Annotated in this window: 13 protein-coding genes; 10 read left to right on the forward strand and 3 right to left on the reverse strand. The window is 36.9% G+C overall.

Going from position 1 to position 10,136, the window contains the following annotated elements; translation table 11 throughout:
* Positions 1–146: 146 nt before the first annotated feature.
* From K9V48_RS25610 to K9V48_RS25620, 3 genes are all read left to right on the forward strand, one after another.
* Positions 147–1,130: an aldo/keto reductase gene (locus K9V48_RS25610; RefSeq protein ID WP_224141924.1), complete on the forward strand. Its 984-nt coding sequence runs from the start codon at positions 147–149 to the stop codon at positions 1,128–1,130.
* 35 nt (positions 1,131–1,165) lie between these two features.
* On the forward strand, positions 1,166–2,017 hold the full coding sequence (locus K9V48_RS25615) for an aldo/keto reductase (RefSeq protein WP_224141925.1): 852 nt from the start codon (positions 1,166–1,168) through the stop codon (positions 2,015–2,017).
* Positions 2,018–2,145: 128 nt separating this feature from the next.
* Positions 2,146–3,111, forward strand: a complete 966-nt coding sequence (locus K9V48_RS25620; protein WP_224141926.1) for an aldo/keto reductase — start codon at positions 2,146–2,148, stop codon at positions 3,109–3,111.
* Positions 3,112–3,227: 116 nt separating this feature from the next.
* Here the strand turns inward: K9V48_RS25620 and K9V48_RS25625 are convergent, their stop codons facing one another.
* On the reverse strand, positions 3,228–3,773 hold the full coding sequence (locus K9V48_RS25625) for a TetR/AcrR family transcriptional regulator (protein WP_224141927.1): 546 nt from the start codon (positions 3,771–3,773) through the stop codon (positions 3,228–3,230).
* Between the two features lie 217 nt (positions 3,774–3,990).
* On the opposite strand from K9V48_RS25625, the gene K9V48_RS25630 reads away from it, so the two are divergent.
* From K9V48_RS25630 to K9V48_RS25655, 6 genes are all read left to right on the forward strand, one after another.
* Positions 3,991–5,049, forward strand: coding sequence for an NAD(P)-dependent alcohol dehydrogenase (locus K9V48_RS25630; RefSeq protein WP_224141928.1), 1,059 nt, complete (start codon positions 3,991–3,993; stop codon positions 5,047–5,049).
* Between the two features lie 54 nt (positions 5,050–5,103).
* A complete protein-coding gene (locus K9V48_RS25635) occupies positions 5,104–6,084 on the forward strand; it encodes an aldo/keto reductase (RefSeq protein WP_224141929.1) in 981 nt (326 codons plus the stop codon).
* A gap of 60 nt (positions 6,085–6,144) precedes the next feature.
* Entirely contained in the window at positions 6,145–6,900 is a 756-nt protein-coding gene (locus tag K9V48_RS25640; RefSeq protein WP_224141930.1) for a carboxymuconolactone decarboxylase family protein, read from the forward strand.
* Positions 6,901–6,923: 23 nt separating this feature from the next.
* The gene (locus K9V48_RS25645; RefSeq protein WP_224141931.1) at positions 6,924–7,649 is read left to right on the forward strand and encodes a dihydrofolate reductase family protein; all 726 of its coding nucleotides are present in this window, start codon (positions 6,924–6,926) and stop codon (positions 7,647–7,649) included.
* An 82-nt stretch (positions 7,650–7,731) separates the two neighbouring features.
* Positions 7,732–8,100, forward strand: a complete 369-nt coding sequence (locus K9V48_RS25650; RefSeq protein ID WP_224141932.1) for a nuclear transport factor 2 family protein — start codon at positions 7,732–7,734, stop codon at positions 8,098–8,100.
* A 72-nt stretch (positions 8,101–8,172) separates the two neighbouring features.
* Complete coding sequence (locus tag K9V48_RS25655; protein ID WP_224141933.1) at positions 8,173–8,568, forward strand: cupin domain-containing protein; 396 nt, start codon at positions 8,173–8,175, stop codon at positions 8,566–8,568.
* A 226-nt stretch (positions 8,569–8,794) separates the two neighbouring features.
* On the opposite strand, the gene K9V48_RS25660 is transcribed toward K9V48_RS25655, so the two are convergent.
* A complete protein-coding gene (locus tag K9V48_RS25660) occupies positions 8,795–8,962 on the reverse strand; it encodes a hypothetical protein (protein WP_224141934.1) in 168 nt (55 codons plus the stop codon).
* A 410-nt stretch (positions 8,963–9,372) separates the two neighbouring features.
* On the opposite strand from K9V48_RS25660, the gene K9V48_RS25665 reads away from it, so the two are divergent.
* Positions 9,373–9,522, forward strand: coding sequence for a hypothetical protein (locus K9V48_RS25665; protein ID WP_155928528.1), 150 nt, complete (start codon positions 9,373–9,375; stop codon positions 9,520–9,522).
* A gap of 210 nt (positions 9,523–9,732) precedes the next feature.
* Here the strand turns inward: K9V48_RS25665 and K9V48_RS25670 are convergent.
* A partial coding sequence (locus K9V48_RS25670; protein WP_224141935.1) for a transposase occupies positions 9,733–10,136 on the reverse strand: 404 nt, incomplete at its 5' end.

Raw genomic sequence — 10,136 nt, forward strand, 5'->3', positions numbered from 1 at the left:
TTATCCCCCACTGATGGATAGCGAGACTTACCTTAGCTTTTACGGGCAGTTATCCCCCACCTTCGCCTCTTTGTGATTCACTCAAGCTTAGAGGTGGGGGTATTACTGCCCGTTAATGCGGGATAAAAAGGAAAGGAAGAAAAATAATGCAAAAACGTAAATTAGGAAAAAGTGACCTGGAAGTTTCTGCTATCGGACTTGGATGCATGGGTATGAGCCATGGGTATGGTCCGTCATCGGACAAGAAAGAGATGATTTCGCTGATTCATGCAGCAATTGATCGAGGCGTTACTTTCTTCGACACCGCCGAAGTTTATGGTCCATATGTGAATGAGGAGTTGGTTGGTGAAGCGCTTAAACCTTTCAAGGGAAAAGTGGTCATTGCCACTAAGTTCGGTATCCAAATGGAAAATGGAAAGCAGGTGCTTGACAGCAAGTCGGAGACCATTAGGCATTCTGTTGAAGGCTCGCTAAATCGCCTAAAAGTTGACACCATTGACCTCTACTATCAGCATCGTGTTGATCCCAACGTGCCAATTGAGGAAGTAGCTGGAGTGGTACAAGACCTAATCAAAGAAGGGAAGGTCAAGCACTGGGGACTTTCCGAAGCCGGCGTGGAAACCATTCGCCGTGCACACGCGGTTCATCCGCTTACAGCTATTCAAAGTGAATACTCCATGATGTGGAGAAGTCCTGAAGAACAACTGCTTCCTACCCTTGAAGAACTTGGAATCGGCTTTGTTCCGTTCAGCCCGCTAGGCAAAGGCTTCCTTACTGGAAAAATTGATAAAAATGCAACATTCGTTAGTTCTGACTTCCGCAGTATAGTTCCTCGTTTTAAATCGGAGAATATCGAAGCTAATCAGGTTTTGGTCGATTTGATAAAGACGATTGCTGAAGAAAAAGGAGCAAAACCAGCTCAAATTGCACTAGCATGGGTACTGGCTCAGAAACCATGGATTGTTCCGATTCCCGGCACAAGGAAATTAGAGCGATTAGAAGAAAATCTTGGTGCAGCGGAAGTTGAGCTAACTCCCAAAGAACTAATTGATTTAAACGACGCACTTTCAAAGATTGAGATTTCAGGAGAGCGCTATCCGGCTGAATATGCAAATAGAGTAGGCAAATAACAGATATAAATGTTTATAAAACAGGAGGGCTTAATATGCAAAAAGTAATGTTAAACAATGGTATTGAAATGCCTATACTAGGCTTTGGTGTTTTTCAAATTCAAGATGAAAATGAATGTGAACAAGTGGTTTATGACGCTATTATGGCAGGCTATCGTTTGATCGATACAGCTGCCTCTTATCTAAATGAAGAAGCAGTCGGCAGAGCAATCAAGCGTAGTGGTGTGCCAAGAGAGGAATTGTTTATTACCACAAAACTCTGGGTTCAGGATGCTGGTTATGAGAGCACAAAGAAAGCATTCGAAAAATCATTGGAAAGACTGCAATTGGATTACCTGGATTTATATTTAATTCATCAACCATTCGGCGATGTATATGGTTCTTGGCGTGCAATGGAGGAATTGTACGCGCAAGGAAAAATCAGGGCAATTGGAGTTAGTAACTTCCAGAGTGACCGTCTAGTGGATTTGATCATTCATAATGAAGTAGTTCCTGCCGTAAATCAAGTTGAAACACATCCTTTCTGCCAGCAAATAGAAAGTCATAACTTTATGAAAGAGAACAATGTCCAAATAGAGTCTTGGGGACCATTTGCTGAAGGGAAAAATAACATGTTCCAGAACGAAATGTTAGTATCAATAGCCGAAAAGCATAATAAATCCGTTGCCCAGGTTATTTTACGATGGTTGACACAAAGAGAAGTGGTTGTTATTCCGAAGTCGGTTCATAAGGATAGAATCATTGAAAACTTCAATATTTTTGACTTTGAATTAAGCCAAGAAGATATAGAGGAAATTGCTGCATTAGACACGAAAGAAAGTCTGTTCTTTTCACATAGGGATCCTGAAATGGTGAAATGGATTGGTACCCGTAAACTTGATATTTAATGCTTTTTCTTGTACAAGACAGCCAAATGAAGTAAGGGTACAAAAAATGTATTTAGGGAATAGAAATTGATGTTTTTCGATTTTGAGATTGAAACAAATGCAGACAACGATACTTGGGGATGAGTAAAATGAAAATGAGATTATTAGGAAATAGTGGTTTAAAAGTGTCTGCGATTGGTTTAGGCTGTATGGGAATGGATCATGCTTATGGAAAGCCAGCTGATCGTGATGAAATGATCAAATTAATTCGTAAAGCTGTTGAACTAGGCTGCAATTTCTTTGATACTGCTGTTGTTTATGGAGAATCCAATGAAGAATTATTGGGCGAAGCACTTGCACCAGTAAGAGATCAAGTTGTGCTTGCAACTAAATTTGGAATTACTGGACAAGAAATTGTAAATGATCGTCCTCAAAATATTTTAAATAGTACACCAGAATCTATTAGAGAACAATTAGAAGGCTCACTAAAAAGATTAAAAGTCAATTGCATTGATTTATATTATCAACATCGTATTGATCCGAATGTAGAACCAGAAGCTGTGGCAGAAACGATGAAGGAATTAATGGCTGAAGGAAAAATTAAAGCGTGGGGATTATCTAATGCACCCATTGATTATATGAAACGTGCACATGCTGTATGTCCGATTGCTGCAATTGAAAATCAATACTCGATGATTTGGCGTGAGCCTGAAAAAGAATTATTTGATATTTGTGAAGAGTTAGGGGTTTCTTTTGTTGCTTACAGTCCACTAGGAAATGGTTTCTTAAGCGGAAAATATACAAAAGATACAAAATACGAAGAAGGCGATTTTAGAAGTTTCATGGGTAGATTCAAACCCAAAGTGATTGACCATAACCAAGCGTTATTAGAATTAATTGCTGAAGTTGCTAAAAGTAAGAATGCAACATCTGCCCAAGTTGTATTAGCATGGGAATTAGCCCAAAAACCATTTATTATTCCAATTCCAGGTACAACTAAATTACACAGATTAGAAGAAAACTTAGGTGGAGCTGATATAGAATTAACAAAAGAAGATTTAGATAACCTTAATAATGCTTTATCTAAAATTGATATTGATGAAACACACTTCTAATAAAAATCAGCTAAATTATAAAAAAATACACCCATGGGAGGATTCTTCTGCCCATGGTGTATTTTTTATCTAAGTGTTACAGCTATATTCATTATTGGAACTACAGATGAAGAAAATTATAAATTCCTCTCTAACAACATTCCAACTTGTTCTGCCATGACTTGAGGTGGATAAGGCATTCCATTCGTGATCCACCATTCCACAATCCCTACATATGAAGTAACAATAAATTGAAGAATAATATCTTCGTTTAAACCGTGATTTTTTCCTTTTGTTATATCAACTTCATCCTTGAACTCTTCGACAAGAAATTCACGGAACTGACTATGAAAAGACGGAGCTCCTTTACTAGCTAACATCGTAGAAAAAAATAAATAATTGCTTTCTAAGTATTCAAACCACGGCCGATTCGCATCTATAAAATCCAATTCAGATGCTGATTCACATATTACCCGCATTTCGTTAATATGGTCTGCGATGAGCTTATCTAAAAGGTCATATTTATCCAAGTAATGAAGGTAAATGGTTCCACGGCTGACATTTGCCCTGTCAGAAATATCCTGTATCGTGATATCATCAAAATTCTTCTCCGACATAAGTTCAAGAACAGCTTTTTTGATGGCTTCCTGGCTTTTAGCTATTCTTCTATCCACTTTAGGCATTGTAGAATCACCAAACTTTCTTAAAGATAATTAACAATTTTAATTGATTTGTTCATTACTTAACAAAACGTATTTATTTAACCATTGTAAGCAATCCGTATCAGATTATAATTATAAACAAATGTACATTAACATATCAATGTTTATTATTTTTTAAAAAGTAGGATATGTTGATAATTTGAATGAAAAATTTTTTTACGAAAGGATTGTATCCCTTATGTGTAATAATCATAAAAACATTCCCACCCGTGTACTAAGTGTACCGAGTGCAAAAGCACCATTTGAACAAACAACAATTAAAAGAAGAGATTTACGACCAGATGATGTCTTAATTGATATTAAGTATTGCGGTATCTGTCACTCTGATATTCACAATGCACACAATGATTTTGGTCGTGGTGTTTTCCCGATGGTTCCTGGTCACGAAATAGCAGGAGTCGTGACAGCTGTAGGAGCAGAAGTTACAGAATTCGCTGTTGGTGATCGAGTTGGTGTCGGTTGCTTTGTTGACTCCTGCGGAGAATGTGAATTCTGCCTTAGAGGTGAGGAGCAATTTTGTAAGAAAGGTGTTGTCGTGGTATTTAATTCAATAGGCTACGACGGTAATTTAACTTACGGTGGATATAGCCAAAAAATCGTTGTAAAAGACAAGTTTGTTGTCCGTATACCTGACGGCTTAGATCTGGATGTGGCAAGCCCGCTATTGTGTGCAGGTATCACCACGTACTCTCCTATGAAACATTGGAAGGTCGGCCCTGGTAAGAAAGTTGCGATTGTCGGAATGGGAGGTCTTGGCCACCTAGCAGTACAGTTTGCACATACCATGGGTGCTGAAGTTACTGTCCTAAGTCAGACAATGAATAAAAAAGATGAAGCCTTTGGTTTTGGTGCAGATCATTATTATGCAACCAGTGACCCTGCTACGTTTACTAAGTTGGCTGGTAGATTTGACCTTATATTAAATACTGTATCTACAAATATTAACGTTGATGCGTATCTATCAATTCTTAACGTAGATGGAACACTTGTAAATGTCGGTCTACCAAACAAGCCAGATCAATACAATGTTTTTTCCCTATTCGCTGGTCGTCGTAGCATAGCTGCTTCAAACGTTGGTGGAATTAGGGAAACACAAGAGATGCTCGATTTCTCTGCCAAACATGGTATTGCCCCAATGATTGAAGTAATCAGTGCTGACCAAGTTGACGAAGCATATGAGCGTGTTCTCCGTAGTGATGTTCGTTATCGATTTGTTATTGATATGTCTACTCTGTAACTTGAAATGATGCTCTGATTTTATGCAAACAACTGAAAAGTGAGGAAAAATCAAATGGAATATGTGAAATTTGGAAATACAGGATTAGATGTATCTCGCCTTACCCTTGGTTGTATGAGCTTTGGTGAACCTGACCGAGGCTATCCTAAATGGACACTTGGTGAAGAAGAAAGCCGCCCTATCCTAAAAAAAGCCCTTGATTTAGGTATCAATTTTTTTGATACAGCGAATTTTTATTCAGATGGTACATGTGAAGAAATTGTTGGGAAATTTTTAAGAGAGTACACAAATCGGGATGAACTTGTCCTTGCGACAAAGGTCTATTTTCCGATGCATGAAGGTCCAAATGGTAAAGGTCTTTCCAGAAAGCATATTATGAGAGAAATTGATAAAAGCCTTAAAAGCCTAGGTACAGATTATGTGGATTTGTACCAAATCCACCGCTGGGATTACGGCACACCGATTGAAGAAACAATGGAGGCACTCCATGATGTTGTGAAGGCAGGAAAAGCAAGATACATTGGAGCTTCTTCCATGATGTCATGGCAGTTTCTGAAAGCGAACAATATAGCAGAGAAAAATGGATGGACCAAGTTTGTGTCGATGCAGAATCATTTCAACCTCCTATATCGTGAGGAAGAAAGAGAAATGCTTCCACTTTGTAAGGAAGAAAAAATCGCTGTGATTCCGTGGAGTCCCCTTGCAAAAGGAAAGTTAACTCGTAATTGGGAGGAAACAAGTGCACGTTGGGGAAAAGAAGCAGTTGGGCAAAAGTTTTACCCAGCAACATCCGAATCAGACAGACAAGTTGTTGAAAGAGTTGCAGAAGTGGCGGAAAAACGAGGTGTACCAAGAGCTCAAATTGCACTCGCTTGGGTGCTGCAAAAAGACACTATTACTTCTCCAATTGTCGGGTCTACGAAAGCATCTCACCTTGAAGATGCAGCAGCTGCTCTTTCGATTAAATTAACAGCTGAAGAAATTGCGTATATGGAAGAGCCGTATGTGCCGCATCCAGTGCTTGGTTTAGATTAATAATTTTTGTGGTGGGCTGTATATATGCCGCCCACTTTCAATAATAAGGGAGGATTAATTGTGCGTATAAGTGAAACTGCAAACAAAAACCACGAAGAATTGTTTCCAAATCATAAATCAACCTTAAAAGTAACCGATCCAGAACTTATCGAAGTATTTGATAACTTTGCTTTTGATGAAGTAATAACCGATGCAAAATTGGATACAACAACTAGGTTAATGGTTATTTTAGCATCCATGATTGCAAGCCAAGCATTAAGCGAATATAAAGTTATGCTTGGCGGTGCACTTAATGTTGGTGTAACTCCAATTGAAGTGAAGGAAATTGTCTATCAAGCTGTTCCCTATATTGGGATTTCAAAAGTATTTGATTTTATCCATGCTACGAACGAAATCTTACAAAGCAGAGGAATAAAGCTGCCATTGGAGGGCCAATCCACAACTACACCAGAGACACGATTTGAAAAAGGATTAGAAGTGCAAAAAACAATTGTTGGAGCAGAACAAGTTGAAAACATGTATAAAAATTCGCCTGAAAATCAGAAGCATATCCAAAAATATTTATCTGCGAATTGTTTTGGGGATTATTTGACGAGAAAAGGAATGGATCTAAAGACGAGAGAGCTTTTAACCTTTTCTATGCTTCTTTCTTTGGGTGGATGTGAGCCTCAATTAAAAGGCCACATACGAGCCAATGTAAATGTAGGAAATGATAAACAAACATTACTGAATGTAGTTACAAATTTACTTCCTTATGTAGGGTATCCGAGAACATTAAATGCAATCAGCTGTTTAAATGAAGTAATACCTGAGTAGGAATATATAAAGGAGCGAATCCATTGGATAGACCATATATTATTTGCCATATGCTAACATCATTGGATGGGAAAGTCATTGGAGATTATATGAAAGTAGAACGAGCAGCATATTTTACAGACGAATACGAAAAAATTCATGGACGGTACGGATGTAAAGCATGGATGTGTGGCAGGGTTACCATGGAGGAACACTTTACTTTCGGACATAAATTAGATTTAGCACAAGATAGCATTCCGACGATCCCAAGAATGGATTACGTAGCAAAAAAAGATGCCAAAACTTATGTCATAGCAGTAGACCCCTCTGGAAAAGTAGGATGGACAGAAAATTCAATAGCACCATGGAATGAGCATAGGTCGGAGGACCATATAATCGAAGTCCTTACAGAGCAAGTATCCGATGCATACTTGGGTCATCTGAAAAAGATAGGTATTTCTTATATTTTTGGCGGAAAAGAACGATTAAACTTTAGTCTAGTAGTGGAAAAGCTAAAAAAGTTATTTTCCATTGATAAGTTAATGTTAGAAGGTGGAGGCTTTCTAAACGGCTCCTTTTTAAATGAAGGGTTAATTGATGAATTAAGCCTCGTTTTAGTTCCAATCGCAGATGCTGCCTCTAACTCTGTGACACTATTTGAAACGAGTTCTTATCTAAATAAAACACAACCAGTAAATTTCTTCTTAAAGGACATAGAAAAACTGGACGATGGTGGGCTATGGATGAAGTATGTAACAAAACGGGATTAATTATTTAAAATTAGTATGATGCAATTATTGGTAGCAATAAATAACGCTTCGGGATTCTTATGAGGAGGTTCCAAGTAAAAAAATGAGCGAAGATAAACAAAAAATCCTAGCAGTTTATCACCGAATTGATGATGCAATGGTTAATAAAGACACTGAAACATTGGATGACATCCTTGATGACAATTATGTATTAGTACACATAACTGGTTATCATCAACCTAAGCAAGAATGGCTTGAACAAATAGATAATGAAGAAATGAAATACTTCAAAACCATGCCCCAAAAAACAACAATCACAATAGATGGTAATACTGCTATTCTCATTTGTGATACCAAAATTGATGCTAGAATTTATGGTTTTAGAAACACTTGGAGTATGCAAATGAAAATGTGTTTTGAGAAACGTGGAGACAATTGGTATCCAGTAAATGCTATAGCAATAAGTAATTAAATACAGAAATAATCAGATAACAACAATATAATTTAACAGGGTAAAAAATTAAAAGAAAGTTGGAATTGAAAAATGAAAAATGAACAATTAAGCAATAGCACAATCTTCCCATTGGGACAAAAAGTTGAAGCAAACTTTATTGGTGATGCTTATTTACAAATGGTGTTTACTGATCCAACGCCACTCAATACATCAATCGGGAATGTAACCTTTGCTCCAGGAGCTCGCAATAACTGGCACTCTCATAAAGCTGGACAAGTTTTGCTAGTTACTGGTGGAGAAGGTTGGTATCAAGAAGAAGGAAAACCAGCACGTTTACTCAAAAAAGGTGATGTGGTGAATATTCCGCCGAACGTAAAACATTGGCATGGTGCGGCAAAAGACAGTTGGTTTGTACACCTAGCAATGACACCAGGTCAAACGGACTGGTTAGAGCCTGTCGATGATGAATGGTATAATAAATTATAATTTGATAGAAAAAAAGCCGATTTTCTACACTGGAGTTCGGCTTTTTTTACTATTACTTTGTGAAGGATTGTACTTAAACTATAGGGTGGTTTAGTTTAAGAACGCAGCACAAAAATGATCAAACTTTTTTCAAAATAGATTCTTTTGATTTTCCGTAAAATGCGGGTTCATATGATATTTTTGATCAAACTTTGTTATAAAGCTACACCTCATTCGGAAGACGCTCTTATAAAGATCCAGGTTGTTTATTCATTTGACGCCCACTCTTTTTTTGGCTTTGGGGACCTGAGTTTCCAATTTGGAACTCACCCCCTAATTCAACATCATTTTTTTTATCCTGTTTCTCAATTTGCGCTCTTGTTTGATCTTTGTTTTGCATTCCTTGATGTGTCATTATGTATCTCATCTCCTTTCAATATCATTGTTTTTAATATGCTCAAGTATCAGGAAAATACAAATGATTATTTTTAAAAATTCTTGGTGCTCACAAATCTTAGAATTTACATATCAAAAAAGTCATTAGTGTAGCTTTTGAAAAAAGTTTGATAATTCATAAAAAAGATTGATAGTTTATAATAATGTTTGCTAACAATCACCTCTTTATAAAGCTTAGAGGTGATTTCCTATTGGATATTTATGTTAAAATCGCGTTAAAGATTGTGAATAAATGTACTTAAAGTAACGGGGCAGGTTAGCTTAAGAAGAAACCATAATGAGCATTCGAATAAAGTTATAAATTAAACACAAAATGAAAAGGGAAATGAATACCCTAATATAAATAAGATGAAATGTAGGAGTGAAAGTATGGATAAAAACAAAGGGAAAACACCAAATGTTTCAGGAAGTTTTCAAGTGATTGAAGATGACCGAAAAGAAACTATTGAGGAATTGAGAAAAGACAACAAATTAGATGAAGAAACAGAATACTACGCACGAATTTTTATGGAAGAATAGGCGTTTTATTTCAACAAGTGGATTGTAATACAAGAAGAGCTGGCTGATATTGCTAGCTTTTTTGTTATTCAACTAAACCAGCTAATAGTTTGTCAACATTTTTCAATAAAAACTTAAAATCATTCATGATATACTAAAAATGTGCATGCTAAATAACCTTCCATTATCTTTTAAATGGAAAGTTTTGAGTTATTTAGTTAGATATAGGTTTTAAGCTATATCTTGGAAAGTTTTTTTGCTTTTTAACAGGGCATAAATCCAATGTAAGAGCTTATTTACACATGCAATTACAGCTACTTTATAGGGTTTTCCTTCTTCACGTTTTTTATCATAAAACTCACGCATTTTCTTGTTGCGAGGGATGATTTCCTCAGTCGTTTTCTTCTTGCGACAATCACGAATAGCACAACGAACTGCCATATATAAAGCGTGACGAAGCCTGCTAGATCCTCGTTTTGTGATCCGATTTTGGGTGGCTGTAAACTTACCAGATTCGAATACACTAGGATCAACTCCAGCGAAAGCTACAAGTTTCTTAGGATGATTAAATCGATCTATCTCACCAATTTCAGAAATAATCGTTGCCGCGATTTTTTCTCCTATGCCTGGGATAG

It is taken from the genome of Metabacillus rhizolycopersici, from assembly GCF_020075705.1.

Bases quoted from the DNA above. Each gene is read 5' to 3' on its own strand.
- K9V48_RS25665 (WP_155928528.1), top strand. From the start codon at position 9,373: ATGGATAAAAACAAAGGGAAAACACCAAATGTTTCAGGAAGTTTTCAA.
- K9V48_RS25615 (WP_224141925.1), top strand. From the start codon at position 1,166: ATGCAAAAAGTAATGTTAAACAATGGTATTGAAATGCCTATACTAGGC.
- K9V48_RS25660 (WP_224141934.1), bottom strand. From the start codon at position 8,962: ATGACACATCAAGGAATGCAAAACAAAGATCAAACAAGAGCGCAAATT.
- K9V48_RS25610 (WP_224141924.1), top strand. From the start codon at position 147: ATGCAAAAACGTAAATTAGGAAAAAGTGACCTGGAAGTTTCTGCTATC.
- K9V48_RS25635 (WP_224141929.1), top strand. From the start codon at position 5,104: ATGGAATATGTGAAATTTGGAAATACAGGATTAGATGTATCTCGCCTT.
- K9V48_RS25625 (WP_224141927.1), bottom strand. From the start codon at position 3,773: ATGCCTAAAGTGGATAGAAGAATAGCTAAAAGCCAGGAAGCCATCAAA.
- K9V48_RS25620 (WP_224141926.1), top strand. From the start codon at position 2,146: ATGAAAATGAGATTATTAGGAAATAGTGGTTTAAAAGTGTCTGCGATT.
- K9V48_RS25655 (WP_224141933.1), top strand. From the start codon at position 8,173: ATGAAAAATGAACAATTAAGCAATAGCACAATCTTCCCATTGGGACAA.
- K9V48_RS25650 (WP_224141932.1), top strand. From the start codon at position 7,732: ATGAGCGAAGATAAACAAAAAATCCTAGCAGTTTATCACCGAATTGAT.
- K9V48_RS25630 (WP_224141928.1), top strand. From the start codon at position 3,991: ATGTGTAATAATCATAAAAACATTCCCACCCGTGTACTAAGTGTACCG.